This is a genomic window from Kribbella sp. NPDC048837, assembly GCF_055586945.1.
Map to the genome: position 1 here is coordinate 98,623 of NZ_JBVJHF010000010.1, position 25,296 is coordinate 123,918.

Annotated in this window: 28 protein-coding genes; 10 read left to right on the forward strand and 18 right to left on the reverse strand. The window is 69.0% G+C overall.

Annotated elements, in window-relative coordinates; all coding sequences use genetic code 11:
* Positions 1 to 33 precede the first annotated feature (33 nt).
* From ACZ6O0_RS37615 to ACZ6O0_RS37625, 3 genes are all read right to left on the reverse strand, one after another.
* Positions 34 to 1,965 carry a TIGR03960 family B12-binding radical SAM protein gene (locus tag ACZ6O0_RS37615; RefSeq protein ID WP_465769841.1) on the reverse strand — a complete coding sequence of 644 codons (1,932 nt, stop codon included), beginning with the start codon at positions 1,963 to 1,965 and terminating at the stop codon, positions 34 to 36.
* A 75-nt stretch (positions 1,966 to 2,040) separates the two neighbouring features.
* Positions 2,041 to 2,493 (reverse strand): YcxB family protein, encoded by a 453-nt coding sequence (locus tag ACZ6O0_RS37620; protein ID WP_465769842.1) that lies wholly within the window; start codon positions 2,491 to 2,493, stop codon positions 2,041 to 2,043.
* 64 nt (positions 2,494 to 2,557) lie between these two features.
* Positions 2,558 to 3,301, reverse strand: coding sequence for an alpha/beta fold hydrolase (locus ACZ6O0_RS37625; protein ID WP_465769843.1), 744 nt, complete (start codon positions 3,299 to 3,301; stop codon positions 2,558 to 2,560).
* Between the two features lie 87 nt (positions 3,302 to 3,388).
* Here ACZ6O0_RS37625 and ACZ6O0_RS37630 point away from each other — a divergent pair, with 87 nt between their 5' ends.
* Positions 3,389 to 4,327, forward strand: a complete 939-nt coding sequence (locus ACZ6O0_RS37630; RefSeq protein ID WP_465769844.1) for an LLM class F420-dependent oxidoreductase — start codon at positions 3,389 to 3,391, stop codon at positions 4,325 to 4,327.
* Between the two features lie 8 nt (positions 4,328 to 4,335).
* On the opposite strand, the gene ACZ6O0_RS37635 is transcribed toward ACZ6O0_RS37630, so the two are convergent.
* Positions 4,336 to 4,746: a DUF2000 domain-containing protein gene (locus ACZ6O0_RS37635; RefSeq protein ID WP_465769845.1), complete on the reverse strand. Its 411-nt coding sequence runs from the start codon at positions 4,744 to 4,746 to the stop codon at positions 4,336 to 4,338.
* Positions 4,747 to 4,825: 79 nt separating this feature from the next.
* On the opposite strand from ACZ6O0_RS37635, the gene ACZ6O0_RS37640 reads away from it, so the two are divergent.
* Positions 4,826 to 5,284: an Lrp/AsnC family transcriptional regulator gene (locus ACZ6O0_RS37640; protein WP_465769846.1), complete on the forward strand. Its 459-nt coding sequence runs from the start codon at positions 4,826 to 4,828 to the stop codon at positions 5,282 to 5,284.
* Here the strand turns inward: ACZ6O0_RS37640 and ACZ6O0_RS37645 are convergent.
* The 11 genes from ACZ6O0_RS37645 to ACZ6O0_RS37695 all read right to left on the reverse strand — a co-directional run bounded on the left by ACZ6O0_RS37645 (position 5,228) and on the right by ACZ6O0_RS37695 (position 15,466).
* Complete coding sequence (locus ACZ6O0_RS37645) at positions 5,228 to 6,109, reverse strand: sigma-70 family RNA polymerase sigma factor (RefSeq protein ID WP_465769847.1); 882 nt, start codon at positions 6,107 to 6,109, stop codon at positions 5,228 to 5,230. The genes ACZ6O0_RS37640 and ACZ6O0_RS37645 overlap by 57 nt on opposite strands.
* Positions 6,106 to 6,549: a carboxymuconolactone decarboxylase family protein gene (locus ACZ6O0_RS37650; protein WP_465769848.1), complete on the reverse strand. Its 444-nt coding sequence runs from the start codon at positions 6,547 to 6,549 to the stop codon at positions 6,106 to 6,108. Before ACZ6O0_RS37650 ends, ACZ6O0_RS37645 begins: the two co-directional genes overlap by 4 nt.
* Before the next feature lie 55 nt (positions 6,550 to 6,604).
* Positions 6,605 to 7,342, reverse strand: a complete 738-nt coding sequence (locus ACZ6O0_RS37655; protein WP_465769849.1) for a hypothetical protein — start codon at positions 7,340 to 7,342, stop codon at positions 6,605 to 6,607.
* A gap of 94 nt (positions 7,343 to 7,436) precedes the next feature.
* Positions 7,437 to 8,603, reverse strand: coding sequence for a rod shape-determining protein RodA (rodA, locus tag ACZ6O0_RS37660; protein ID WP_465769850.1), 1,167 nt, complete (start codon positions 8,601 to 8,603; stop codon positions 7,437 to 7,439).
* 10 nt (positions 8,604 to 8,613) lie between these two features.
* Positions 8,614 to 10,668 (reverse strand): penicillin-binding protein 2, encoded by a 2,055-nt coding sequence (mrdA, locus tag ACZ6O0_RS37665; RefSeq protein WP_465769851.1) that lies wholly within the window; start codon positions 10,666 to 10,668, stop codon positions 8,614 to 8,616.
* Positions 10,665 to 11,195, reverse strand: a complete 531-nt coding sequence (mreD, locus tag ACZ6O0_RS37670) for a rod shape-determining protein MreD (RefSeq protein WP_465769852.1) — start codon at positions 11,193 to 11,195, stop codon at positions 10,665 to 10,667. Before mreD ends, mrdA begins: the two co-directional genes overlap by 4 nt.
* A gap of 1 nt (position 11,196) precedes the next feature.
* Complete coding sequence (gene mreC, locus ACZ6O0_RS37675) at positions 11,197 to 12,144, reverse strand: rod shape-determining protein MreC (RefSeq protein ID WP_465769853.1); 948 nt, start codon at positions 12,142 to 12,144, stop codon at positions 11,197 to 11,199.
* A 10-nt stretch (positions 12,145 to 12,154) separates the two neighbouring features.
* The gene (gene mreB, locus ACZ6O0_RS37680) at positions 12,155 to 13,183 is read right to left on the reverse strand and encodes a rod shape-determining protein (protein WP_272948902.1); all 1,029 of its coding nucleotides are present in this window, start codon (positions 13,181 to 13,183) and stop codon (positions 12,155 to 12,157) included.
* A gap of 140 nt (positions 13,184 to 13,323) precedes the next feature.
* Positions 13,324 to 13,734 (reverse strand): nucleoside-diphosphate kinase, encoded by a 411-nt coding sequence (gene ndk, locus ACZ6O0_RS37685; RefSeq protein WP_465769854.1) that lies wholly within the window; start codon positions 13,732 to 13,734, stop codon positions 13,324 to 13,326.
* A gap of 38 nt (positions 13,735 to 13,772) precedes the next feature.
* Positions 13,773 to 14,108 (reverse strand): DUF4233 domain-containing protein, encoded by a 336-nt coding sequence (locus tag ACZ6O0_RS37690; protein ID WP_465769855.1) that lies wholly within the window; start codon positions 14,106 to 14,108, stop codon positions 13,773 to 13,775.
* Positions 14,105 to 15,466: a bifunctional folylpolyglutamate synthase/dihydrofolate synthase gene (locus ACZ6O0_RS37695; RefSeq protein ID WP_465769856.1), complete on the reverse strand. Its 1,362-nt coding sequence runs from the start codon at positions 15,464 to 15,466 to the stop codon at positions 14,105 to 14,107. The genes ACZ6O0_RS37690 and ACZ6O0_RS37695 overlap by 4 nt, the downstream gene beginning before the upstream one ends.
* A gap of 74 nt (positions 15,467 to 15,540) precedes the next feature.
* On the opposite strand from ACZ6O0_RS37695, the gene valS reads away from it, so the two are divergent.
* Both valS and ACZ6O0_RS37705 read left to right on the forward strand, forming a co-directional pair.
* Positions 15,541 to 18,081, forward strand: a complete 2,541-nt coding sequence (valS, locus tag ACZ6O0_RS37700) for a valine--tRNA ligase (protein WP_465769857.1) — start codon at positions 15,541 to 15,543, stop codon at positions 18,079 to 18,081.
* A 206-nt stretch (positions 18,082 to 18,287) separates the two neighbouring features.
* Positions 18,288 to 19,169, forward strand: a complete 882-nt coding sequence (locus ACZ6O0_RS37705; RefSeq protein ID WP_465769858.1) for a hypothetical protein — start codon at positions 18,288 to 18,290, stop codon at positions 19,167 to 19,169.
* A 1-nt stretch (position 19,170) separates the two neighbouring features.
* Here ACZ6O0_RS37705 and ACZ6O0_RS37710 read toward each other — a convergent pair whose 3' ends face one another.
* Positions 19,171 to 20,094 (reverse strand): AEC family transporter, encoded by a 924-nt coding sequence (locus tag ACZ6O0_RS37710; RefSeq protein WP_465769859.1) that lies wholly within the window; start codon positions 20,092 to 20,094, stop codon positions 19,171 to 19,173.
* A gap of 84 nt (positions 20,095 to 20,178) precedes the next feature.
* Complete coding sequence (locus ACZ6O0_RS37715) at positions 20,179 to 20,628, reverse strand: MarR family winged helix-turn-helix transcriptional regulator (protein ID WP_465769860.1); 450 nt, start codon at positions 20,626 to 20,628, stop codon at positions 20,179 to 20,181.
* Positions 20,629 to 20,703: 75 nt separating this feature from the next.
* On the opposite strand from ACZ6O0_RS37715, the gene ACZ6O0_RS37720 reads away from it, so the two are divergent.
* From ACZ6O0_RS37720 to ACZ6O0_RS37735, 4 genes are all read left to right on the forward strand, one after another.
* Entirely contained in the window at positions 20,704 to 21,132 is a 429-nt protein-coding gene (locus tag ACZ6O0_RS37720; RefSeq protein ID WP_465769861.1) for a PPOX class F420-dependent oxidoreductase, read from the forward strand.
* On the forward strand, positions 21,129 to 21,593 hold the full coding sequence (locus tag ACZ6O0_RS37725; RefSeq protein WP_465769862.1) for a nitroreductase/quinone reductase family protein: 465 nt from the start codon (positions 21,129 to 21,131) through the stop codon (positions 21,591 to 21,593). The genes ACZ6O0_RS37720 and ACZ6O0_RS37725 overlap by 4 nt, the downstream gene beginning before the upstream one ends.
* Positions 21,594 to 21,669: 76 nt before the next feature.
* Complete coding sequence (locus ACZ6O0_RS37730) at positions 21,670 to 22,977, forward strand: phosphodiester glycosidase family protein (RefSeq protein WP_465769863.1); 1,308 nt, start codon at positions 21,670 to 21,672, stop codon at positions 22,975 to 22,977.
* Between the two features lie 17 nt (positions 22,978 to 22,994).
* The gene (locus ACZ6O0_RS37735; RefSeq protein ID WP_465769864.1) at positions 22,995 to 23,528 is read left to right on the forward strand and encodes a YbhB/YbcL family Raf kinase inhibitor-like protein; all 534 of its coding nucleotides are present in this window, start codon (positions 22,995 to 22,997) and stop codon (positions 23,526 to 23,528) included.
* On the opposite strand, the gene ACZ6O0_RS37740 is transcribed toward ACZ6O0_RS37735, so the two are convergent.
* On the reverse strand, positions 23,522 to 24,049 hold the full coding sequence (locus ACZ6O0_RS37740; RefSeq protein WP_465769865.1) for a COG4315 family predicted lipoprotein: 528 nt from the start codon (positions 24,047 to 24,049) through the stop codon (positions 23,522 to 23,524). The two genes, ACZ6O0_RS37735 and ACZ6O0_RS37740, sit on opposite strands and share 7 nt — an antisense overlap.
* Before the next feature lie 90 nt (positions 24,050 to 24,139).
* On the opposite strand from ACZ6O0_RS37740, the gene ACZ6O0_RS37745 reads away from it, so the two are divergent.
* Complete coding sequence (locus ACZ6O0_RS37745; protein WP_465769866.1) at positions 24,140 to 24,643, forward strand: sigma-70 family RNA polymerase sigma factor; 504 nt, start codon at positions 24,140 to 24,142, stop codon at positions 24,641 to 24,643.
* The gene (locus ACZ6O0_RS37750) at positions 24,640 to 25,296 is read left to right on the forward strand and encodes a zf-HC2 domain-containing protein (protein ID WP_465769867.1); all 657 of its coding nucleotides are present in this window, start codon (positions 24,640 to 24,642) and stop codon (positions 25,294 to 25,296) included. Before ACZ6O0_RS37745 ends, ACZ6O0_RS37750 begins: the two co-directional genes overlap by 4 nt.

Here is a 25,296-nt window from a genome sequence, read left to right on the forward strand (position 1 = left end):
CGAGTGACCGGCTGCGGTGACTGGTCAGCGCCCTCAGACGACGGAGAGTGGGAGGAGTTTCTTGCCGGTGGGGCCGATCTGGATCTCGGTGCCCATCTGGGGGCAGACGCCACAGTCGAAGCACGGGGTCCAGCGGCAGTCCTCGACCTCGATGGCGCCGTCCTCCTCGAGCGAGTCCTGCCAGTCCTCCCACAGCCAGTCGCGGTCCAGACCGGAGTCCAGGTGGTCCCAGGGCAGGACTTCGGCGTACTCGCGCTCCCGCGTCGTGTACCAGGCGAGGTCGACGGGCTCGTCGGCCAGCGCCTTCTCCGTGCACTCGATCCACCGGTCGTACGAGAAGTGCTCGCTCCACCCGTCGAACCGGCCGCCGTCGCGCCAGACCGCCTCGATCACCCGGCCGACCCGGCGGTCACCGCGGGACAGCAGACCTTCGATGATGCCCGGCTTGCCGTCGTGGTACCGGAAGCCGATCGCCTTGGCGTAGTTCTTGTCGGACCGGATCGCGGCGGCCAGCTTCGACAGCCGCGCGTCGGTCTCCTCGGCGCCGAGCTGTGAGGCCCACTGGAACGGCGTGTGCGGCTTCGGCACGAATCCGCCGATCGACACCGTGCACCGGATGTCGCGCCGGCCGGACGCCTCCCGCCCGGTCGCGATCACCTTCTTGGCCAGGTCCGCGATCGCCAGCACGTCCTCGTCGGTCTCGGTCGGCAGACCGCACATGAAGTACAGCTTCACCTGCCGCCAGCCGTGGCTGTACGCCGCCGCGACGGTGCGGATCAGGTCCTCCTCGGTGACCATCTTGTTGATCACCTTGCGCATCCGGTCCGACCCGCCCTCGGGGGCGAACGTCAGGCCGCTGCGCCGGCCGTTGCGGGAGAACTCGTTGGCCAGCGTGATGTTGAACGCGTCGACCCTTGTCGAAGGCAACGACAGCGAGACGTTGCTGCCCTCGTACCGGTCCCCCAGCCCCTTGGCCACGTCGGCGATCTCGCTGTGGTCGGCCGAGGACAGACTGAGCAGTCCGACCTCCTCGAATCCGGACTGCTTCAGCCCGTTCTCGACCATGTCCCCGATGGTGGTGATGCTGCGCTCACGCACCGGCCGGGTGATCATGCCGGCCTGGCAGAACCGGCAGCCGCGGGTACAACCGCGGAAGATCTCCACCGAGAACCGCTCGTGCACGGTCTCGGCCAGCGGGACCAGCGGCTTCTTCGGGTACGGCCAGGCGTCCAGGTCCATCACGGTGTGCTTGGCCGTCCGCCACGGCACGCCGGTCCGGTTCGGGGCGACCCGCTGGATCCGGCCGTCGGACAGGTACTCGACGGTGAAGAACTTCGGGATGTAGACACCGCCGGAGGCCGCGAGGCGCATCAGCACCTCGTCGCGCCCGCCCGGGCTGCCCTCGTCCTTCCACTCCCGGATGACCTCGGAGATCGCCAGCACGATCTCCTCGCCGTCACCGAGGACGGCGGCGTCGATGAAGTCGGCGATCGGCTCCGGGTTGAACGCGGCGTGCCCGCCGGCCAGCACGATCGGGTCCTCGTCGGTGCGATCGACGGCGTACAGCGGGATGCCGGCCAGGTCGAGCGCGGTCAGCATGTTCGTGTAGCCGAGCTCGGTGGAGAACGAGAGCCCGAACACGTCAAACGCGCGCACCGGCCGGTGGCTGTCCAGCGTGAACTGCGGGATCTGGTGGTCCCGCATCACCTTCTCCATGTCCGGCCAGACGGAGTACGTCCGCTCGGCCAGGATGTGGTCACGCTCGTTCAGCACTTCGTAGAGGATCTGGACGCCCTGGTTCGGCAGGCCGACCTCGTAGGCGTCCGGGTACATCAGCGCCCAGCGCACGCTGACCGCGTCCCAGTCCTTGCTGACCGAGTTCAGCTCACCTCCGACGTACTGGATCGGCTTCTGCACGGTCGGCAGCAGCGCCTCCAGGCGCGGGAACAGCGATTCAACAGTCATCGGGAACTTCCGGTCGGCGTCAGAGCGCCTACCAGCCTAACGCCGAGGGCCCCGTACGCCGGAATCGCGCACCACTCAGGCCGCGACGACGCCCCGGCCGGCCACGAACGACTCCCACTCGGCAGCCTGCTCTGGAGTGAACAGCTTCTTCGGGAGCGCGAAGAAGCCCCCACCGGGCAGATAGACGTTCCAGGCGGTCGCGGTCTGACGGATCGCCTTCACGGCGTCCCAGGTGAACTGGAGGTTGGTGATCGCCGTCGTGATCGTGACGCCTTCGCCGGTCAGGGTGTACGTGTACAGGCGGCCGTACCGCCTGGCCCTCGCATGCCGCAACGCACCGAGAAGCTCGGGGCCGAACAGGTAGATCACCCCCAGGACCAGCAGGGTGACGTCGAACGACTCCAGCGCCCCCCACAGCACGAAAAGCACACCGGCTGCTCGCATCAGCCAGCCGGCCCAGCGCATCTGCGCGCGTCCGTTCCGCATCCGTCCGGCGAGCGTGACCTCGACCGGAATCGTGATGTTCATCCCCGCCCCTCCCCGCCGGCCCGATGACTGGCCGGGGCAGCCTACAGCGGGTCAGGGTGCGCGATCAGCTCAAGTGGGTGAGCAGTAGCGGGTTGATGATGCCGGGGTGTGAGTAGGTGACGAGGTGGGCGGCGTTCTCGATGATCTCGAGGTGGGCGCCGGGGATCTGGCCGGCCAGGGGTACGACGGTCTCCGGGGGGACGGAGGTGTCCCCGTCGGTGGTGATCAGGAGGACCGGCGCCGTGATGCCGGACAGGCCGGGGAGGAGATTGGTGGCGCCGAGCGCCTCGCAGCAGGCGGCGTAGCCCTCGTCGGGGGTGTCGAGGAGCATCTGCCGCAGCGGCGCGGTGTCGGTGAACTCCGGCAGGAACCAGCGGCCCAGCGTCGCCTCGGTGATCGACTGGGTTCCCTCGGCGCGCACCTGGGCCGCGCGATCGGTCCACACCTGCGCGTTCTCGGCCAGGTTGGCCGGCGGGCAGATCAACGCGAACCGGTGGAAGCGGTCGGCCGCGTTCTGCGCGAGCCACAGACCGACCGCGCCGCCCAGGGAGATTCCGACGTACGACGCCTGCTCGACCTCGAGCGTGTCGAGCAACTCGACGACGTCACCGCCGAGGTCGCCGATCGTGTAGGGCCCGAGCGGTACGTCGGACTTGCCGTGCCCGCGGTGATCGAAAGCCACCACCCGGTACCGCGTCGCGAGGACGTCGACCTGCGGCGCCCACATCGCCTGCGTGGCCCCCAGGGACGACCCGAGCAGCACAACCGGCGCGTCGTCCGGACCTGTCGCCTCGTAATTGAGTCGCATGTCCCCACCATACGGAACCGATTCCTTTCGGCGTGCCGGCCGGTCGATACGCACGAACGAGTGCAAACACTTCATCGAAAGGCCGCCATGACCGACTTCAGCGTGTTCCTGCCCACCGGATTCACCGGCGATCTCGCCGGCCTCGAACCGGGCGATGCGTTCCGCCGCATCACCGCGGTGGCACAGACCGCCGACGAACTGGGATTCCACGCGGTGTACGTCCCCGACCACGTGCATCCGATTCCACCGTCACAGGCACCGGTGTTCGAAGCCTGGACGATGGTCACCGCCCTCGCGGCCGCGACCGACCGGATCCGGATCGGCCCGTTGGTGACGTCGAACAGCTACCGCAACCCCGCGCTCCAGGCGAAGATCGCGTCCACGATCGATGTCGTCAGCAACGGCCGGCTGATCTTCGGCATCGGCGCCGGCTGGTACGAGCCGGACTACGCCGGGTACGGGTACGAGTTCGGGACGGCCGGCGACCGGCTGCGGCGGCTGGACGAGGCGGTGCAACTGATCCGCCGGTTCTGGACCGAGGAGTCGGTCGACTTCGAGGGCCGGTACTACCGGGCCTCCGGCGGCCTCAACCAGCCGAAAGGACTCCAGCAACCGCACATCCCGGTCCTGGTCGCGGGAGGCGGCGAGCAGAAGACGTTGCGGACCGTAGCGCGGTGGGCCGACGCGTCGAACATCATGGACTCCCCGGAGGTCCTGCGACGCAAGTACGACGTACTCCGCAAGCACTGCGCCGACGCCGGCCGCCCGTACGACGACATCCGGCGAACGGTCACCACGTCGTACATCCTGGGCACGTCGGACTCCGAAGCCCGGTCCCGGGTCCCGGCCGGCGCCGAGTTCGCGTTCCCCGGCGACCTCGCCTCCTACGGACTGATCGGGACCGAGTCGACGATCCGGCAGCGGATCGCGGCGTACGCGGCCGCCGGAACCCAGGAACTCGTCGTGGGTTTCGAGAACGGTCTGGACCCGAACGAACTGCGCCGCTTCGCCGAGCTTTTCCTGTGAGGCGCGCGCTAGCGGTAGAGCGGCAGGGCGCCGGTCAGCGAGTCGACTGCTGACCGTGGACCGTAGAGGGCCAGGCCGAGGTACTCGATGTCCTCGGGCTTGGTCCCGCTCAGCGTGGTCGACATCTGCTCGTAGGTGCGGGCGCGCTGGGCGGTCTGGTGCATGTCGTGCACGGTGACGTCGTCCCGGGCGGCCGCCCGCGTGCGGAGGTCGTGCAACTGCTCGGCGGATGCTCGCAGTACGGGAATCGGGTGGGCGCACATGCCGGTGTGGGGCGCACCCGAGGCGTCCGCGGTGTCCGGGCCGACCACGTCGTCGTGGTGGTGGCCGAGTCCGACGCCGAGCAGGGCGGCGGTGTTCAGGGCGACGCCGACGGGCGCCTCGGTCGCGATCACCACGACCATCTTGTTCGTCAGCACGACAGCCAAGCTAGCCACCTGCACGGCTCTGGACGGTCTGATCCGAACTTCGTTCGGCGGATCTGCGAAACTGCCCGCTATGGACGAACTTGATACGGCGCTGCTGCGGATGCTGCAGAACGACGCCCGCCGGACGAACCGGGACATGGCGGCCGAGCTCGGGATCGCGCCGTCCACCTGCCTGGAGCGGATCCGCGGCCTGCGCGACCGCGGCGTGATCAGCGGGTACCACGCGCAGGTGGACCTGACCGCAATCGACCGGTCCACCCAGGCGATCATCTCGATCAAGCTCCGCCCGCAGGCGATGGCCGTCGCGACCGCGTTCCAGGACTACGTGATGCAACTCCCGCAGACCCTGGACATGTTCATGGTCTCCGGCGGCTCCGACTTCCTCGCCCACGTCGCGGTCAAGGACACCCAGGCCCTCCGCGACCTCGTGCTGGCCCTGGCCAAGCGCCAGGAGATCGCCGACATCCGCAGCTCAGTCGTCTTCGAGCACCACCGCCGGACGACGATCACGCCGTTGCCCGAGCGCTGACAGCTTCTCCGGGTTGGCGGCGACCCGGACCGCCGCGACCTGTTCGCCGTCGAACTCCAGTGTCAGCACATGGCGCCGGTCGCCGATCACGATGTCCAGCGCCGGGCCGGTCACCAACTGGACGGGCCGGACGCTCAGGTTCGGCCGGGCGTAGATGTAGGCGAAGAACTGGGCCACCCGCTCCCGGCCGACGACCGGCCTGCGGGCCGTTCGGCGGGCACCGTCACCGTCGGTCCAAGAGATCACGGAGTCCTTCAGCATCGTCTGCAAACGATCCAGGTCGCCATCGCGGGCGGCCGCGACGAAGTCCAGCAGGAGTCGGCGCTGCTCTTCGGTGGAGGGCTCGAACCGCGGTTCGTCGTGGTCGAGGGCCTGCACCGCGCGGCGGTGCAGTTGCCGGCAGTCCTCCGCCGTACGGTCGAGGATCTCGGCGACCTCGTCGTACGGGAGGGTGAAGGCCGTCCGCAGTACGTAGACCGCACGCTGCGGTGGGGTCAGTCGCTCCATCAGGTGCAGGACGGCCAGCGACAGGTCGGAGGTGTCGACCGCGCCGAACGGGTCGGACGGCACCGGCTCGGGCAGCCATTCGCCGGTGTAGCTCTCCCGCCGCGCTTGCCGCTTCCGCAGAGCGTCGACAGCCAGCCGCGTCACCACCCTGGTCAGGTAGCGACGCGGCTCGGCCACATCAGTCCGGTCCGTGGCGGACCACCGGACGCACGCGTCCTGCAGCACGTCCTCGCTGTCGTGCCAGCTTCCGAGCAGGCGGTAGGCGAGGCCCGCGAGCATGCCGCGCGCGGACTGGAACTCCTGCAGCGTGCTGGTCAAGCGGTCAGGACCGGCTGCTTCCGGGTCGCGACGTTCAGACGGGTCCACAGGTTGATGGTGCCAATCGCGAGGAGCACGTCCGCCGCACCCTCCTCGCCGAAGTGCTCGACCACCGCGTCCCACACGTCGTCGGGTACGCCGGTCCGCTCGAGCAGCGTGACCGCGTCGGTCAGAGCCAGCGCAGCCCGCTCGCGCTCGTCGTAGAAGGACGATTCGCGCCACGCCGCCAGGCCGAACAGGCGCTGGCTGCTGTCCCCCTCCTTGAGCGCGTCCGTCGTGTGCATGTCCAGGCAGAACGCGCACGCGTTGAGCATCGAGGCCCTGATCTTGATCAGGTGCAGCAGAGTGTGGTCGAGCTTGCCCTGCACATAGTTCTCCACGCCGTACACAGCCCGGAAGCCGGCCGGTACGACCTTGCTGAAGTCGATCCGTTGTTCCATACCGACACGACGGGTCCGCGCGACGCCGGCGTGACAGCGGCCGGTGTGGCGCCGGTCACGCGCCGATTTTGAGCACCTGTTGGGCTTTCGCGACGGCGGTCTCGGTGGCGACGTCCAGCTCGGTGCCCTGGCCGGCCAGGACGCCGACGGAGACGATGACGTCGTTGACGCCGGTGACAGCGGCGGTGTACTCGAGGCCGCGCTTCGGGCCGCTGGTGCCGGTCAGGCGGAACGCGAACGGGCCGGTGCCGTACTGGGGTGCGGCGATCTTCTCGACCTTCATCGACGTACTGCTCTCGCCGTCGGTCTTGAGCGAGACCTTCGCGCACGAGTCGACCGCGTCCGCGTAGGTGTCGCGCAGGTCGGCGACCTCCTTCGCGGTGCCCATCGAGTCGAGGCCGAAGTCGAAGTACGGGCCTTCCTGGCTGCCGGAGAAGGACCGGCTCACGCTGGCCTTCGACCCGGGCGCCTTGGTGGCGTTCAGATACTTGACCAGGGTCTTGCAGCGGCTGCTCGGTGAGGAGAACGGCTTGGAGTTGTCGTCCGGGTCGTCCTTCTCCTGTGAGAAGCCGTTCGGGAGATCGCTCAGCGCGAGCAGGGCCTTGGTCAGCTCGGCCGCGGTCCGGGTGACCGGTTCACCGGGCGTCTCGCTGGGCGACGACGAGGTCACGGTCGGTGCCGGCGTACTCGCGGCGGGAGTCGAGGCGGCCTTCTTGTCGTCCCCACCGCAGGCGGTGAGCGACAGGCCGAGAGCGGCGGTCAGGACGAGCGGGAACGACACGAACCTGGTCATGGGCCTTCCAGAACCTTCGAGGGCCGGGCGGGCCCACCGGTGGTCGAGCAGGCAGCAGAGTACCTGACGAGTAAGGCCGGATCGGGGAGGCAGGTCAGAACTGGTGGGAGCGGAGGTGGATGTTCTGCAGCAGGCCGACGGCGAGCAGGCCGGCGAACATCGACGAGCCGCCGTAGGAGACGAACGGCAGCGGCAGGCCGGTGACCGGCATGATCCCGAGCGTCATCCCGATGTTCTCGAACGCCTGGAAGGCGAACCAGCAGACGATCCCGGTCGCCACCAGCCGGCCGAACGCGTCCCGGGCGTTGACCGCGATCCGCAGTCCCCGGAACAGGATCACCGCGAACAGCACGATGATCGCCCCGGCGCCGATCAGGCCGAGCTCCTCCCCCGCCACCGTGAAGACGAAGTCGGTGTGCTGCTCCGGCACGAACGCGTTCTGGGTCTGGCTGCCGTGGAAGAGGCCCTGGCCGAAGACCCCGCCGTTGCCGATCGCGATCCGGGCCTGGTTCACGTTGTACCCGATGCCCTGCGGGTCCGACGACGGGTTCGCGAACGCGATGAACCGGGCCAGCTGGTACTCCTTCAGCACCTGCAGCTTGATCGCGACCGCGGCCACCACCACGCCGGCCGTGAGCAGGCCGAGCATCCACCGCTTCGGGACGCCGGACACCGCGATGATCCCGAACACGATCGAGCCCAGCACCATCACCGTGCCCAGGTCGGGCTGCAGCATGACCAGGACGACCGGTACGGCGGCGACCGCGATGGCCTGCGCGACGTCGATGGTCCGGGCGTCCTCGTTGCGGTCGGTCTCGCTCTTCTCTGCGATCAGCAACGCCATCCCGACGATCACCGCGAGCTTGGCGAACTCGCTCGGCTGGATCGACATCCACGGCAGCTGGATCCACGACCGCGACCCGTTGATCACCGCACCGACCCCGGGCACCAGGACCAGGATCAGCCCGACGATCGAGGCGGCGTACAGGACCGGGGCGAGGATCCGGACGCGGCGGTGGTCGGTGACCGCGGCGCCGATCGCGAGCACCAGGCCGATGGCGAAGTTGAGCGCGTGCCGGACCAGGAAGGCGTACTGGTTCCCGTCGGTCAGTGACGTCCGGGCGTGGGTCGCCGACCAGATCAGCATCGCGCCGATGAACGACAGCGCGACGACGCCGAGCACGAGGACCCAGTCCACGTGCCACACGGTCGAGCGGCGGTCCATCCGCGGCCGGGTCCGGATCGGGTTCAGCAACGCCATCGGCGAGCCCTCACTGCTTCGGCTTGTTCTGCTCGGCCGGCGGCACGGGCTTGATGTTGTACAGCGTCTCGTAGATCTTGCGGACCGCGTCACCACCGGCACCCGAACCGGTGCCGGCCTGGCTGATCATCATCACCACGGCATAGCGATCCGTGTACGACGCCAGCCACGAGGTGGTCTGCTTGCCGTAGACCTCGGCCGTACCGGTCTTGGCCCGGACCGGCACCTGGTCGACCGGGAACCCGTTGAACTTCCAGGCCGCCGTACCGGTCTTGACCGTCTCCTGGAGGGCGCGGTCGATGTAGCGCAGCGTGTTCTTGGAGACCGGGAGCTTCGCGTTCACGGTGGGCTTGATCTCGTGCGCCTTGCCGTTCGCGCCGATCCACGACTGCACCACGCGGGGCGCGAAGAGTGTGCCGCCGTTCGACAGGGCCGAGTAGACCGTTGCCAATTGCAACGGTGTGACGGTGGTGTCGCCCTGGCCGATGGCGAAGTTCACCGCGTCACCGGCGCGGTACTTGTAGCCGTCGACGCAGAACTCGCGGGAGAACTGCTTCAGGAACGCCGACGTCCCGGCCGGCGGGCTGCTCGCCAGCTTGCAGTAGTAGTCCTTCTGCGCGTCGTAGTAGGTCTTCTTCCACTTGCGGTCCGCGATCCGGCCGCTCACCTCACCGGGCAGGTCGATCCCGGTCGGCTTGCCGAGGCCGAACTTCTGCGCCATCTCGACCAGCGGGTCGCGGGTGGTCACGTCGCTGGAGTTGCCGCCCTCCTTGAGCCAGAGGGCGTAGGCGATCCGGTAGAAGAACGTGTCACAGGACAGCGCGAGCGCCTGGTCGAACCCGATCATCCCGTACGACGCGGACTCGTAGTTCTTGAACCGGCGGTTGCCGACCTCGAAGTACGACGAGCAGTCGAGCCGGGTCTTCGGGCTGTACCCGGCGCCGAGCGCGGCCGCCGTGGTGATCGGCTTGAACGTCGATCCCGGCGCGAGCTGCCCCTGCAGGGCGCGGGAGACCAGCGGTGTGCCGGACTTCGACGAGTACAACGCGTCGAGCTCGCGCTGGGTGATGCCGCCGACCCAGACGCCCGGGTCGTAGGTCGGGTAGCTGGCCATCGCGACGACCCGGCCGGTCTTGGTGTCCATCACGACCGCGGCACCGGAGTCGGCGACGTACTTCTTCTTGGTGATCGGGTCGTACTGCTTGCGGGCGGTCATGATCGCGTTCTTCAGCTGGGCCTCGACCGAGGCCTGGATCCGCGCGTCGATCGTGGTCACCAGGGTGGCGCCAGGGACCGGCGCGGTCTGCTTCTTGATGCCGGTCGTGTACCCGACGGCGTCGACGATCACGTCCTTCACCCCGGGCGTGCCGCGCAACAGCTTGTCGTACGTCCGCTCGACGCCGGCCCGGCCGACCAGGTCCGACCGGTGCGGGACCGAGTCCTGCCCGGCCTTGTCCAGGTCCTCGAGCTCCTCGGTCGTGATCGGCGAGAGGTAACCGAGGATGTGGGCCGCGTTCACGTGGTACGGCGCCGGGTACGCGCGCAGGGCCTGCGACTCGGCGGCGATCCCGGGGAAGTCCTCGCGGCGTTCCATCACCTCGATCGCGACCTGCTCAGTGACATCCTTCGCCACCGGGATCGGCTGGTACGGCGTGCCGTTCCAGCAGGCGGGTGGTTTGGACGCGCCGGGCTCGCCGCAGAGCATCGTGCGCGCCTTCAGGTCCTTCGGCTTCTGCCCGAGCACCTTCGCGAGGCGGGTGATCACGACGTTCTGCTGGCTGTCCGGCAGCTTCGCGAGGACGGACCGGTCGACGGTGATGACGAGCGACACCCTGTTGCCGACGAGCGTCCGGCCCTGGGAGTCCACGATCGTGCCTCGCGGCGCCGGCACCAGCACCTGCCGGGTGTGGTTCTGCGTCGCGGCCTGGGTGTAGTCGGCGTTGGACATCACCTGCATGTACCAGAGCCGGCCGAACAACGTGCAGAGCAAGGAGAACACCAGCACGCCGATCACGAGCAACCGCAGTCGCGCCTTGAGAGGTGCCTCGAATCCGTCGAAGCTCATGGCGCGACCCGCCGGCGTTCGCGGGCGGGGACGACGCGGCCCATGATCCACATGACGAGTGGGATCACCACGATCGCGCCGACCACGTCGTACCCGGCGGCGATGCCGAGGCGGACACCGAACTCACCCCAGTCGACCGACGGGTCGTGCAGCAGCGAGCCGGTGGCGCAGTACAGGAACAGCGAGATCGCCGTACCGAGGACGACGGTGACTGCGACACCTAGTGGGCCGACGGGGCCGGTCGTCTCGCGGCGGATCAGGCCGGCGACATAGCCGGCGATCGCGAGCGACAGAGCCCAGCGGCCGGCCGTGTGGTCGGCGGGCGGCACGATGTCGAGCAGCAGTCCGCCGGCGAATCCGGCGATCGCACCCCACTCGGCGCCACGGGACAGCGCCAGCGCGATCACCACGATCAGGACCAGGTCGCAGGTCACTCCGGCGACCGCGATGTTGGTCAGCACCGACGTCTGGATGGTCACGGCCAGCAGCAGGAAGAGGGTTGCCAACCCGATGCGGATAGCGATCACGTCAGTTCCCCTTCCTTTCCTCAGGTGTGAGCTTGGTGCGCGGTGCCCGGGCCGGCGGTCCGGTGACCACGCCGACGGTGTCGATCCGGGTGGGATCGACGAACGGCTTGATCGTCGCGGTGGACCCGAGGGCGCCTTCGTTCGGCGTCACGGAGGTGACGACGCCGATCGGGACACCCGGCACGTACGGCGCGTTGCCGCTGGAGCCCCACGTGACGATCCGGTCGCCGACCTTGGGCCGGGCCTTCAGATCGACGAGCTTGTAGTCGAGGGTGCCCGCCACGTCGCCGCGGCCGGACACGAAGCCGAGCGCCATGGTGGAGTTCAACCGGCCGCCGACGGTCGAGTTGCGGTCGCCGATCAGCAGCACGGTCGCGGTCCCCTGGGTGGTCCGCACCACCCGGCCGACCAGACCGGTCCCGTTCAGCACGGTCATGTCGACGTGCACGCCGTCCGCCGTGCCGGCGTCGATGGTGACCGTGTGGTTGAAGCTCTGGGCGCTGCCGATCCCGATCACCCGGGCCGGCGTCATCGTGAACGCGGGCGCGATCTTGAGCAGGTTGTCCAGCTCCGTGGCCCGGTTGCGGGCGTAGTCGGAGGTGTTCAGCTCCCGGGTGAGTTCTTCGTTGTCGCTCTTCAGTTTGTCGTTCTCTGCTTTCAACCTATCCATCTCGGCGAACCGGTCGCGGAGGTTGTCCACAGGCTGCCGGGCCGAGCTCGCGGTCGACTCGAGCGGGCCGAAGACACCGGCCGCGGCTTCCCGCAACGGCTCCACCGGCGAGCCGGTCGAACGCCGGGCGTCCAGCACGATCAGCGTGAGACTGGCGAGGATCACCAGCACCAGAACGGTCCGGCGCCGCCGGATCTCGCGGGGCATGCCGGCCGAGCGCAGCGGCGTACCGGCCGAACGGATCGCGCTTCGTGCCGGGGTACCGAGGTCTTTGAGCATCGGTGGAACCTCAGCGGCGGTTGTCGGTGACCAGGATGCGGTTCAGGGTCTCGATGTTGTCGACACACTTGCCGGCACCGAGAACGACGGCGTCCAGCGGGTTCTCCGCGACGTGGATCGGAATCCCGGTCTCGTGCCGCAGCCGCTCGTCCATGCCCTTGAGCAGCGCGCCGCCGCCGGTCAGCACGATGCCGCGGTCGACGATGTCGCCGGCCAGCTCCGGCGGGGTCTTGTCCAGGGTGGCCTTGACCGCGTCGACGATCGCGGTGATCGGCTCCTCGATCGCCTGCCGGATGTTCGACGACGACACCTTCACGGTGCGCGGCAGGCCGGAGACCATGTCCCGGCCGCGGATCTCGGAGTCCGGCCCGTCGGTGGTCGGGAAGGCCGAGCCGATGGTCATCTTGATCTGCTCGGAGGTGGCCTCGCCGAGGAGCAGCGAGTACTCCTTCTTGCAGTAGTTCACGACCGCCTTGTCGATGGCGTCGCCGGCCACCCGGATCGACTGGCTGGTGACGATGCCGCCGAACGAGATGACCGCGACCTCCGTCGTCCCGCCGCCGATGTCGACGACCATGTTGCCGGTGGCGTCGCGGACCTCGAGGTTCGAGCCGAGCGCCGCGGCCATCGGCTCCTCGATGATGTAGACCTTGCGGGCGCCGGCCATGTACCCGGCGTCGCGGACCGCGCGCTGCTCGACCGCGGTGATCCCGGACGGCACGCAGACCACGATCCGCGGCTTGGCGAAGTACCGCCGCCGGTGCACCCGCTGGATGAAGTAGCGCAGCATCTGCTCGGCGGCGTCGAAGTCGGCGATCACGCCGTCCTTCAGCGGGCGGATCGCGGTGATGTTGCCCGGCGTCCGGCCGATCATCTTCTTCGCCTCGTGCCCGAACGCGACCGCTTCGCGCGGTTCGTCGGTCCGGGTCGCCACAACCGACGGCTCGTTCAGCACGACGCCGCGGCCGCGGACGTAGACGAGGGTGTTCGCTGTTCCGAGATCGACCGCCATGTCGCGGCCGAGCATGCTGTTCGCCACCGCGGCACCTCCCACTCGGTCCCCGATCAGGCTAAGCGCCGCCCGCGCCCAGCCGCTGGACCGACACGACCCGTCCGCCCGGCACGTATCGTATCCGCTTCCTCACCAGCAGTCCGCAGCGGCCTCCGGACCCCTTGGAATCAAGGCAGGTCGGGGAACCAGATCTTGATCTCGCGGGCGGCGGACTCCTCCGAGTCGGAGCCGTGCACGAGGTTCTCACGGTTGGACAGCGAGAGGTCGCCGCGGATCGTGCCGGGGGCGGCCTTGCGGCCGTCGGTGGCGCCGTTCAGGGCGCGGATGACCTCGATCGCCTCGTCACCCTCGAGCACCATCGCGACCAGCGGCCCGCTGGTGACGAAGTCCCGCAGCGGCGGGTAGAACGCCTTGTCGACGTGCTCGGCGTAGTGCTGGTCGGCCAGCTCGCCGTCGATCGTGCGCAGGTCCATCGCGACGATCCGGAGTCCCTTGGCCTCGAACCGGCCGAGCACCTCGCCGACCAGGCCGCGGCGGACCGTGTCGGGCTTCAGCAGGACCAGGGTGCGCTGCGACATCTGACAACTCTCTCTCGAAGTAGGTCGGGGCCGTGAGCCTAACCGCTCTGGGCTTGCTGTGCCTTCTTGGCTTCTTCGATGCGGCGGCCGAGCACAATGGCGGCCACCCAGAAGCCCGCGAACGCCAGCCCGAGCACGAACATCACGGGGACGACGAAGCCGAGCCCGACCGCGCCGACCTGGACCACCGACCCCAGGACGTAACCGACCTGGTGGCCGAGCAGACCGGTGGCGACGATCGCCAGCAGCGCCAGGCCCACGCAGACCGGCACCGCGACCGCGGGCCGGATGTCGGCGACGGAGATCATCACCGGGGTGACCAGGGCGAGCACGAGCGCCTCGAAACCCAGGACGATCGACGCGAGCGATCTCATTCGTCGGCCGTCTTCTGCTTGCGGACCAGCAGGGTGCGGGCCTCGCCGGCGGTGATGACCGATCCGGTGATCAGTACGCCGCCGGTCCCGAGGGCGACCGCGTTCTCCTCGGCCAGCCGGATCGCGTCGTCGATCGCGTCGATCAGGTGCGGACGGACCAGGACCCGGTCCTCGCCGAACACCTCGATCGCCAGCTCACCGAGCTCCTCGGCCGGCATCGAGCGTTCGACGAAGCTGTTCCGGGTGCACACGACCGTCTCCATGATCGGCTCGTACGCCTCCAGGAGGCCGTACACGTCCTTGTCCTTCATGCAGCCGAGGACGCCGATCAGCGGCTGGAACGTGAACGCCTCGGAGACCGTGGCCGCGGTCGCCTCGGCGCCGTGCGGGTTGTGCGCGGCGTCGACGATGATCGTCGGGCTGTGCCGCACGACCTCCATCCGGCCCGGGCTGGTGACCTGCTCGAAGCCGGTCTGGAGCAGCTCGGTGGTGACCCGGCCCTCGGACTGCGGGCCGGCGCCGAGGAGCGCCTCGACGGCCGCGATAGCGGTGGCGGCGTTGTGCGCCTGGTACTCGCCGTGCAGCGGGACGAAGATGTCGTCGTACTCGCCACCGAGGCCCTTGACCGAGATCACCTGACCGCCGACCGCGAGCGAGCGGGCGGTGACGCCGAACTCGATCCCCTCCCGCGCGACCTGGGAGCCGACCTCCGCGGCCTTGGCCAGCAGGACCTCGAAGACCTCCAGGCTCTGCTGCGACATGACCGTCGTACCGCCCGGCTTGATGATGCCGGACTTGTCCCGGGCGATGGTGACCGGATCCGCGCCGAGGATGTGCGCGTGGTCGACCGCGACCGGGGTGATCACCGAGACGGTCCCGTCGGCGACGTTGGTGGAGTCCCAGGTGCCGCCGAGACCGACCTCGATCACGGCGACGTCGACCGGGGCGTCGGCAAATACCGCGAACGCCATCCCGGTCATCACCTCGAAGAACGACAGCGGGTGTTCCTGCTCGGCGTCGACGACGTCGAGGTACGGCGCGATCTCGGCGTACGCGTCGACGAAGCGCTGCTCGCTGATCGGCTCGCCGTCCAGGGTGATCCGCTCCCGGACCGACTCCAGGTGCGGGCTGGTGAACCGGCCGGTCCGCAGCCCGGCCTCGCGCAGCAGGGTGTCGATCATCCGCGCCGTGGAGGTCTTGCCGTTGGTCCCGGTCAGATGCACCACGGGGTAGGCCTTCTGCGGGTCGCCGAGCAGCTCGACGAGCCGCCGGACCCGGTCCAGCGTGGGCTCGATCTTGTGCTCCGGCCAACGCTGCTGGAGCTGTGCCGACACATCGGCGTAGGAAAGGTCGCTCATGAGAAGGCCCAGTCTAGGAGGGGCTGTGGATAAACCGGTCGGAGCACCCCTTGACAACCACTACGATTGTGCGCATGAGCCTGACGTCCCGTGTTCCAGACAAGCCCAGCCTCGAAGGTCTCGAGGAGAAGTGGGCTGCCGTATGGAAGGAGCAGCAGACCTACGCCTTCGACCGCACCGCGGAGCGCGCCGATGTGTACTCCATCGACACGCCTCCCCCGACGGTCTCCGGGTCGCTGCACGTCGGCCACATCTTCAGCTACACCCACACCGATCTGGTCGCCCGCTTCCAGCGGATGCGCGGCAAGAAGGTCTTCTACCCGATCGGCTGGGACGACAACGGCCTGCCGACCGAGCGCCGGGTCCAGAACTACTACGGCGTCAAGTGCGACCCGACGCTGCCCTTCGACCCGGACTTCACCCCGCCAGAGAAGCCGGATCCGAAGCGCCAGCTCCCGATCTCCCGACAGAACTTCGTCGACCTGTGCGGTGAGCTGACCCACATCGACGAGCAGGCGTTCGAGGCGATGTGGCGGCAGGTCGGCCTGAGCGTCGACTGGTCGTACCTCTACACCACGATCTCGGAGGACTCCCGCCGTACGTCGCAGCGCGCGTTCCTGCGCAACTTCGCCCGCGGCGAGGCGTATCTGGCCGAGGCGCCGACGATGTGGGACGTCACGTTCCAGACCGCGGTCGCCCAGGCCGAGCTGGAGGCCCGCAACTACCCGGGCTTCTTCCACCGGATCGCGTTCCACGCGCCGCACGGGCCGGTCTACATCGAGACCACCCGGCCGGAGCTGATCCCGGCCTGTGTCGCACTCATCGCCCACCCTGACGACGAGCGGTACCAGGGTCTGTTCGGCAAGACGGTCAAGTCGCCGCTCTTCGGCGTCGAGCTGCCGGTTCTCGCGCACGAGGCGGCCGAGCCGGACAAGGGTGCCGGTATCGCGATGTGCTGCACCTTCGGTGACCTCACCGACGTCCAGTGGTGGCGTGAGCTGCAGCTGCCGGTCCGGACGGTCATCGGCCGCGACGGACGGCTGCTGCGCGAGACCCCGGAGTGGCTGGAAGGTTCGGAGCTGTACGGCGAGCTCGCCGGCAAGACCGTGTTCAGCGCACGCGAGCTGATCGTCGAGAAGCTGCGCGAGAGCGGTGACCTGGACGGCGAGCCGACGCCGACGACCCGGATGACGAACTTCTACGAGAAGGGTGACAAGCCGCTCGAGATCGTCTCCACCCGGCAGTGGTACATCACCAACGGCGGCCGGGACGCCGGGCTCAAGCAGGAGTTCATCGAGCGCGGCAACGAGCTGGCCTGGGTCCCCGAGCACATGCGCCACCGCTACCTGAACTGGGTCGAGGGCCTGAACGGCGACTGGCTGATCTCCCGCCAGCGCTTCTTCGGCGTCCCGTTCCCGGTCTGGTATCCGATCGACGCCGAGGGCGAGCCGGACTACGACCACCCGCTGATGCCGAGCGAGGCCGAGCTCCCGATCGACCCGACCTCCCAGGCCCCGCGGGGGTACGACGAGTCCCAGCGCGGCAAGCCGGGCGGGTTCGAGGCCGATCCCGATGTGATGGACACCTGGGCGACGTCGTCGCTGACCCCGCACATCGTCTGCGGCTGGGAGCGGGACGAGGACCTGTTCCGCCGCACGTTCCCGATGGACCTGAACACGCACGCCCACGAGATCATCCGGACCTGGCTGTTCTCCCGCGTCGTCCGGGCCCACTTCGAGAACGGGACGCTGCCGTGGGCGCGCTCGATGATCTCGGGCTTCGTCGTCGACCCGGACCGCAAGAAGATGTCCAAGTCCAAGGACAACGCGATCGTCCCGTCCGAGATCCTGGACAAGTTCGGCTCGGACGCGGTCCGCTGGCGGGCCGCGATGACCCGGCCGGGGCTGGACTCGCCGTTCGACGAGTCGCAGATGAAGGTCGGCCGCCGGCTGGCGATCAAGGTCCTGAACGCGTCGAAGTTCGTGCTCGGGTTCGGCGCGACCACGGTGGACGCCTCCGCGGTCACCGAGCCGGTCGACCTGGCGATGCTGCAGCGGCTGCGGTCGGTCGTCACCGACGCGACGGCGGCCTTCGAGCGGTACGACTACACCGGTGCGCTCGAGGTCAGCGAGCGGTTCTTCTGGACCTTCTGCGACGACTACGTCGAGCTGGTGAAGGAGCGCGCGTACGGCGGTCAGGGTGAGGCGGCCGCGGCTTCGGCGAAGGCCGCGCTGGCGGTTGCGTTGTCGGTCCAGCTGCGGCTGCTCGCGCCGTACCTGCCGTTCGCGACCGAAGAGGTGTGGTCGTGGTGGCAGGAGGGTTCGATCCACCTGTCGTCGTGGCCGACGCCGGACGTCGATCTCGTGGTTGCCGACCAGGATCCCGAGGTGCTGGACGCGGTCTCCGAGGTGCTCGCGGGCATCCGCGGCGCCAAGTCGGAGGCCCAGGTCTCGATGAAGACCGAGGTCAGCAAGGTCGAGGTCACCGGTCCCGCGGCGCGGCTCACGCTCGCCGAGCGGGCCGAGCCGGACCTGCGCGCGGCCGGCCGGATCACCGGCGAGATCGTCTGGCACGCGGACGACAGCGACACGGTCAAGGTCGTCGCGACGCTCTGATCGCACGACCGGGTGCCCGTCTCCTTCCGGGGAGGCGGGCACTCGTGCATTCCGGCCACGCGAGATGCTGGACTCCGGGACCGCCCCCGAGAGAGCCGGGTCCCACCGCCCGTGTACCGAAACGACTACGCTGCGGAACCGATTTGTCTCGATGTGGAACCATCGGGTCCGAACCCCGCGACCGCACCCGTCCGAGGAGCTAATCCATGAGCGACCCCACCACTCCGGGCCCGAAGCCGGCGGCGGACACCGCCGCGGCCGGGCACAACGCGTCGGCGACGGAGACGACGACCGAGATCGCCGCCGTGGGGGCGTCCGAGAACACCGTGGTCGAGAACACCGTGGCCGAGAACACCGTGGCCGAGAAAGCAGCGGACGAGAAGCCGGTGGACGGCAAGGCAGTGGACGGCAAGGCAGTGGACGGGAAGGCGGCCGCCGCGCCCGCCGCCGGGAAGAGCGAGCCTGCCGCGGCGAAGAAGAAGTTCTGGCAGCGCGGCCGCGGCGCTGCGGCCGGGACGCAGGCCGCGAAGCCGACGGACGGCCCGAGGAAGCCGTGGTGGCGACGGATCCGGCTGCGCGGGCCGTGGCTGACGGTCACCGCGGCGCTCGTGGTGCTGATCGTGCTGGCCGCGCTCGGTTACGTGTGGGGCCTCGGCCCGCTCAACCGCCTGAACACCGCTCGCGGGATCACCCCGCCGGCGAAGCTCGCGGGGCTCGACCGGATCACCGACCAGGAGATCCGCGGCCAGTTGCAGCTGGACCAGACCCGCGAGGCGCTGAGCCGGATCAACGACGGCAAGCAGGCCACGGTCGAGGCGTACGGGACGATCGACGGCAACCGGATGTTCGTCGTGATCGCGCTGCGCGGGAAGGTCGACATCGACAAGACCGTCGCGGACTCCGGCGCGACCCCGGACAAGGTCAAGAAGATCGGCAGCTCCACGTGCGTCGAGTCCACCGGCAACCTCCCGACCCAGTGCTACCGCGGCTCGAACACGCTGACCGTGATCGCCCAGTCCGCCAACGAGGGCGTCGCCGTGGACCAGGTCGCCCCGGTCGCCGAGGAAGCCTTCGACGCGATGAAGTGAGTCAGGCCAGCAGGCCGGCGATCGCGATCATCACCGGGATGGACAGCAGCGTGCTGAGCAGCACCACGCTCCGCGCGAGAGTCCGGCTGCTGCGGTAGTGAACGGCGTACACGTAGACGTTCTGCGCGGTCGGCAGCGCGGCCAGCAGCGTCGGCGCCAGCAGGGCCGCGCCGTGGAGGTCGAGCAGCCAGCGCCCCACGGCGTACGCGGCCACCGGCTGCACCAGGGTCTTCAGAAGCACAGCCAGTACGACGTCCCGCTGCAAGGTGATCGAGTCCTTCGTGCCCGCACTGAGGCTGAGCCCGTACGCAACCAGAGCGACCGGCACCGCCGCAGCCGCGACGAGCTCGATCGGCCGCATCACCAACACCGGAACCTGCACGCCGAGCAGCGAGACCACCAGTCCGAGCAGCGACGCCACGGTCAGCGGATTGCGGAACGGCCGCGCCAGCACAGTCCGCAATGACACCCGCCGACCGGACCCCTGCTGATCACCGTCAAGCACAGCAAACGCGATCGGAGCCATCACGAGCAACTGGAACAACAGGATCGGCGCGACCAGCGCACCATCCCCCAGCACGTACGCCGCCACCGGTACGCCGAGATTGCCCGCGTTCACGTACGACGACGCGAGAACGCCGATCGTCGCCTCGGATCTCGTCCGCCGCCAGACCGCGGCGGCCAGCAGGAAGACCAGCTGGACCACGAACAGACTGGCCACGTTGGTGACCAGGACCACCGAGAAGATCGAATGCAGGTCCGCCCGCGCGACGGTCGTGAACAGCAACGCCGGTGTCGCCACGAAGAACGCCAGCCGGGACAGCACCTGCTCGTCCTGGGACCGCAGTACGCCGCGCAAGCCGACGAGATACCCGAGCACGGCCACCGCGACCAGCGCGACGAACGCACCGACGACGGCGGACACCTCAGGCGCTCAGCGGATTAGACACGCCTGGATCGTATAGGAAACGTCAGCGTGGAGACTGCGCCGGTTTCATCCGTCGGACGGTCAGCACGGACCGTTGCCGCTCCGGCAAGTGCTGATGATGCCGGCCATGGTGGCGCGGAAATGCTCCCGGTCCGCCGGACCGAGGCCCGCGATGAGCTTGTTCAGAGTCTCGCCGACCTCGGCGTGGAAGGCGGTCGCGGCCCGGCGGCCGGCCGCGGTCAGCGTCACCTGCACGGCCCGCCGATCGCCCGGGACCGGTGAACGCTCGGCCAGCCCACGCTTCTCGGCCCGGTCCATCAACCCGGTGAGCGCGGCCTTCTCGACGCCGAAACACTGCGCGAGCTCGGCCATGCCCTTCGGGCCGCCGAGCAGAACGCAGAGCAGCTTGGCCTGGACCGGCGTCAGGTCGTGCCGTTCGGAGATGCGGGCGTACAGACCCTGCACCACCGTCGTGAGCTGCAGCAGCCCCGACGCGGCATCCAGCTGATCCGGCTCCACCCTCATCTCCATCACAGCTCCACGGTACATGGCATGTATAGTTAAGGTCGCGTACAGTACGCGGCATTAACCTTCGAAGGAGGACCGATGTCATTCACCGAAGCGGAGCTCGAGTACCTGCGATCACAGCCCCTGGGCCGGCTCGCGACGGTCGCGAGCGACGGCCAGCCCGACGCCGTACCGGTCGGCTTCGAGTACGACGGGACCTACCTGTACGTCGGCGGCATCGACCCGGTCCGGACCCGGAAGTACCGCAACGTCAAGGACGGGAACACCAAGGTCGCCTTCGTCATCGACGACCTCGCGTCCGTCCGCCCGTGGATCCCCCGCTACCTGCGGGTCTACGGCGAAGCGGACCTGGTCGAGCGCGAGGGCCAGTTCGGCCCGGCCCACTACCTGCGCATCACGCCGACCGTGTCCTGGAGCTTCAACCTCGAGGGACGTCCCTTCACCCACGACGAGAAGGTCACCACCACCCGCACGGTGCACGCACCCGAGGCGGTGAGCAGCCGATGAGCTTCGACACTCACGCCGGTACGCGCGGCGCCCGGCAACCCGGTGGGCGCTTGATGAAGTGGATGAACCGCCGGATCGCCGGCCGGATCCGCCGCCAGGGACAGGGCGCCAAGTTCATGGGCTTCAACGCACTGGTCCTGACGACCGTCGGCCGCAAGAGCGGTCTCGAGCGGACGACGCCGGTCGGCTGGTTCCCGGGAGCCGACGGGAGCTGGCTGATCGTGGCCTCCGCGGCCGGAGCACCGGGAAACCCCGCCTGGTACTACAACCTCGCCGCTCACCCGGACAAGGTCCGCATCGACGTCGACGGCCGTACGGTCGACGTCCGCGCGGAGCAGCTGCATGGACCGGAGCGCACCGAGGCCTGGGAGCAGATCACCACGGCCGCCCCGCGCTTCGCGGAGTACCAGGTGAAGACCGACCGCGAGCTGCCGATCATCCGGCTCACACCGCGGCCCTGAACCGTAACCTGTCAGATACTGACAGGCCAGAAACTAGAACGGAAAGATTCCACCATCGACGAACAGGATGGTGGGCATGACTACTTCCGCTCGAGTGTTCCGGACCGCGCTGGCCGCGGCCGCGGTATTGGGTGTCGTGACGGCCGGCGTCGTACCGGCCGCCGGTGCGAGTCCGACGGGTGACGCCGGCCCGGCTGCCACCGTCGTCCCGGCCGGACAGGGGTTGCCGATCGGGGACGCGGATCTGCTGGAGACCCGGAGCAGCCAGGCGCTGGCCCGCGGGGTCACGCTGACCCGGATCGTGCGCGGGACCGACCCGGCGCCGGCCGACCAGATCAACACGACGCCGCGCGGCCCGTGGGTCGTGAGCGTGCTGACGATCGACCCGAGGAAGGCGAACGGTCACCTGAGGACGACGTACGGAACGGATCTCGCGCAGGTGGAGAAGACCTCGGACCTGGTCCGGACGGCCGGCGCGCTCGCCGGGGTGAACGCGTCGTTCTTCACCTTCACCGCGAACCCGCAGTACCCGGGTGACCCGGTCGGCCTCGGCATCTCCGACGGCAAGCTGCTGAGCGAGCCGCTCACCGACCCGACCGAGGCCAATCTGCTGATCGATGCCAAGAGCAACAAAATGGTGATGGGCCACCTGAGTTGGTCCGGTACGGTCCGGAACCGCCACACCGGCGCCGGGCTCCCGCTCGAGTTCGTCAACCACCCGCCGGTGATCCCGGCCGCGTGCGCCACCCTGCCCGACCAGACCAGCTGCACGACGCCGGGCGACGTCGTCCTGTTCACGCCCGAGTTCGCCGCCGCGACCCCGGCCGGCGCCGGAGTCGAGGTGGTGCTGGATCGCCGCGGCTGCGTCGTCCGGACGTCGACGACGCGCGGGACGACGTTGACCGCGAGCCAGACCTCGCTGCAGGCGACCGGACAGGACACCGTCGCACTCCTCGCCGGGGCGAAGGGCTGCGTCCGCACAGACCTGAAGGTGTCGAACGAGAAGGGCGAAAAGGTCCCGCTGCGCAGCGGCCTGTACGGCGTGACCGGTCGCTACCGGCTGACGGCGAACGGCGAGATCGTCGTACCGAGCGGCATCGGCAGTTTCTTCGACCGCAACCCGCGCACCATCGCCGGCACGACCCGGGACGGCAAGATCGTGCTCGCCGCGATCGACGGCCGGCAGACGACCAGCGTCGGGACGACGATGGACGAGACGGCCGCGGTCGCGAAGGCGCTCGGGCTGCGCGACGCGATCAACCTGGACGGCGGCGGCTCCACCGCGATGGCATTGCAGGACGGCACTTTGGTCAACCACCCGAGCGGCGCGGGCGGCGCCGAACGAGCCGTCGGTGACGCGATCGTCTTCGTCCCCGGCCGCTAGGCCCGTATTTTGAAAGGGTGCGACTACGGCTGGCGCTGTGGACGACCCTCCTGATCGGAGCGGCCGGGTGCGGTGGTGGGCAGGCGAAAGAGCCGGCCTCCACCGCCCCGGCCGCCATCACCGTGACCAGTACGGCGTTCCGCGACGGCGGACCGATCCCCCGGAAGTACACCTGTGACGGCGACGGCGTCTCACCACCGCTCGCCTGGCAGGGCGTGCCGCCGAACACCGGTGCCCTGGCCCTCGTCGTGGACGATCCCGACGCACCCAAGGGCACCTTCACCCATTGGGTTCTGCTCGACCTCGAGCCGACCACGACGTCGCTCGCGGAAGGCCACGCCGGCACCACGCAGGCGAAGAACTCGGCCGGCAAGGCCGTGTACTTCGGTCCGTGCCCACCCAGCGGCACACACCACTACCGCTTCACGGTCTATGCCCTGTCCGAGGCGACCGCCCTCCCCAACGGCGCCGATCTCGACGAGGCCCTGAAGGCCATCGACGCCAAGACCATTGCCCGCGGCCGCCTGACCGGACTGTATGCCCGTCAGTAGCCGTAGCCGCCGCCGGTCGAGGTGGACGGAGCCCGGGTCGGCGCGGCGGCTGTGGTGGCCGCAGCGTGCCAGGTGAAGGCGATGCCGTTGAACGAGTCCTGCGCGTTGTTGCCCTTGTCCTGGCCGGCCGCGGTGTCCAGCTTGAAGGTGTACAGGGGCTTGCCCTGGAAGGTGAGCTGCTCGGCTCCGGTATCGGTTCGCTTGATCACGCCGAGTCCAGGCACCGACTTGGCCGCATCGGCAGAACCCGCGGCCGGAATCCAGAAGGTCAAGCAGTTCGCGGTGCACTGGATCATGCCGCCGGCTTCCTGATCAGTGAAGTACAGCGTCTTGCCGGCCGGGTCGACCAGGGCCTGACCGACACCGTCGACGTTCTGCACGGAGACGGCTCCGCTCGCGGCCGCCGGTGGATTGCCGGCCGCCGCCCCCGCGTTGCTATCGGAATTGCTCGCGCCGCAGGCGGCCAGGGTGGCCAACGCTGCCGTTGCTCCGAGCAACATTATGGAAACTCTGTGGTTCATCTGATGTTTCTCCTCTCAGGGACAGATACGCGGAAAGGCCCCGGGAGGTTCAGTTGAACCTTTGACCGCTTCCGTGCGTACTTCTCCGGTGTGGACGACGACACAGCGATCCGCGCGCTGTACGACCGGTACCGGCGGCCGCTGTTCGGCTATGTCCTGCGGTCGGTCGGTGGCGACCACCAGTACGCCGAGGACATCGTGCAGGAGACGATGGCGCGGGCGTGGGCCCACTCGGCCGAGCTGGACCCGGACCGGGCCGGCGGCTGGCTGTTCACGGTCGCGCGCAACCTGGTCATCTCCGGGCAGCGCAAGCGCGTGGCCAGGGTGACCGAGGTACCGATAGAGAACCGCGAGTTCGCCGCCGCCGGCGACGACATCGACCGGGTGCTGCAGGCCTGGCAGGTGGCCGAGGTTCTGCACGGCCTCAGCCACGACCACCTGCAGGTGATCATCGAACTGTTCTACCGGCGGCGCACCGTCGCCGAAGCGGCCACCGTCCTGGGGATCCCGCCCGGGACGGTGAAGTCGAGAAGTTACTACGCATTGCACGCGTTGCGCGCTGCCTTGGAGGAACGAGGAGTGACCGGCTCATGACGTGCCCGGAGACGATCAGGATCGGCGCTTTCGTGCTCGGTGCGCTCGATGCGACGGAACGGCGTACGGCCGAACAGCACCTGCAGACCTGCGCCACCTGCCGCGAGACCCTCCTCCAGTTCGCCCCGCTCCCCGGCCTGCTCCACTCCGTCCCCCTCGAAGACCTCGACGCATTGCCCGTCGAGTCGTGGATCCCGGCTGCCGAACCGCCGATCCCCGTCGCCGAAATCCACGAGTCGGCGCCACGTGGCCGCCGTTGGCGGCGCCTGCTGGTCGGAGCGGTGGGCGTGGTGATGCTGGGGATCGTCGGCGTTGTCGGATGGCAGAGCCAAGCGGGACCGACGTCCGAGACGGCCACCTGGACGGCGACGAACGGTGTGGACGGGATCGACACCACGGCACGGCTGACCAGTCAGGGGTGGGGCACCGACATCCAGCTCCGGCTGTCCGATCTGAAGCCCGGCGAACACTGCATGCTGGTCGTGCACGGCCGGGACGGGACGGTCGAGACGGCCGGCTGGTGGGCGACTCCGACCAGCTACCAGGCCGACGTGCCTGCCAGTACGTCGATTCCGCTGCAGGACATCGACCGGCTCGAGGTGGTCACGGCCGGGAACACCGTGCTGAGCACGGTGTCCCCGGCGACGCGGTGA

Coding starts and splice junctions, on each gene's coding strand:
- ACZ6O0_RS37625 (WP_465769843.1), bottom strand. CDS start 3,301: ATGCGACTCAATTACGAGGCGACAGGTCCGGACGACGCGCCGGTTGTG.
- ACZ6O0_RS37715 (WP_465769860.1), bottom strand. CDS start 20,628: ATGGAGATGAGGGTGGAGCCGGATCAGCTGGATGCCGCGTCGGGGCTG.
- ACZ6O0_RS37650 (WP_465769848.1), bottom strand. CDS start 6,549: ATGGAACAACGGATCGACTTCAGCAAGGTCGTACCGGCCGGCTTCCGG.
- ACZ6O0_RS37620 (WP_465769842.1), bottom strand. CDS start 2,493: ATGAACATCACGATTCCGGTCGAGGTCACGCTCGCCGGACGGATGCGG.
- ACZ6O0_RS37730 (WP_465769863.1), top strand. CDS start 21,670: ATGACTACTTCCGCTCGAGTGTTCCGGACCGCGCTGGCCGCGGCCGCG.
- mreC (WP_465769853.1), bottom strand. CDS start 12,144: ATGCTCAAAGACCTCGGTACCCCGGCACGAAGCGCGATCCGTTCGGCC.
- ACZ6O0_RS37640 (WP_465769846.1), top strand. CDS start 4,826: ATGGACGAACTTGATACGGCGCTGCTGCGGATGCTGCAGAACGACGCC.
- ACZ6O0_RS37615 (WP_465769841.1), bottom strand. CDS start 1,965: ATGACTGTTGAATCGCTGTTCCCGCGCCTGGAGGCGCTGCTGCCGACC.
- ACZ6O0_RS37690 (WP_465769855.1), bottom strand. CDS start 14,108: ATGAGATCGCTCGCGTCGATCGTCCTGGGTTTCGAGGCGCTCGTGCTC.
- ndk (WP_465769854.1), bottom strand. CDS start 13,734: ATGTCGCAGCGCACCCTGGTCCTGCTGAAGCCCGACACGGTCCGCCGC.
- ACZ6O0_RS37740 (WP_465769865.1), bottom strand. CDS start 24,049: ATGAACCACAGAGTTTCCATAATGTTGCTCGGAGCAACGGCAGCGTTG.
- ACZ6O0_RS37720 (WP_465769861.1), top strand. CDS start 20,704: ATGTCATTCACCGAAGCGGAGCTCGAGTACCTGCGATCACAGCCCCTG.
- ACZ6O0_RS37705 (WP_465769858.1), top strand. CDS start 18,288: ATGAGCGACCCCACCACTCCGGGCCCGAAGCCGGCGGCGGACACCGCC.
- ACZ6O0_RS37630 (WP_465769844.1), top strand. CDS start 3,389: ATGACCGACTTCAGCGTGTTCCTGCCCACCGGATTCACCGGCGATCTC.
- rodA (WP_465769850.1), bottom strand. CDS start 8,603: ATGGCGTTGCTGAACCCGATCCGGACCCGGCCGCGGATGGACCGCCGC.
- ACZ6O0_RS37725 (WP_465769862.1), top strand. CDS start 21,129: ATGAGCTTCGACACTCACGCCGGTACGCGCGGCGCCCGGCAACCCGGT.
- ACZ6O0_RS37695 (WP_465769856.1), bottom strand. CDS start 15,466: ATGAGCGACCTTTCCTACGCCGATGTGTCGGCACAGCTCCAGCAGCGT.
- ACZ6O0_RS37750 (WP_465769867.1), top strand. CDS start 24,640: ATGACGTGCCCGGAGACGATCAGGATCGGCGCTTTCGTGCTCGGTGCG.
- ACZ6O0_RS37655 (WP_465769849.1), bottom strand. CDS start 7,342: ATGACCAGGTTCGTGTCGTTCCCGCTCGTCCTGACCGCCGCTCTCGGC.
- mrdA (WP_465769851.1), bottom strand. CDS start 10,668: ATGAGCTTCGACGGATTCGAGGCACCTCTCAAGGCGCGACTGCGGTTG.
- valS (WP_465769857.1), top strand. CDS start 15,541: ATGAGCCTGACGTCCCGTGTTCCAGACAAGCCCAGCCTCGAAGGTCTC.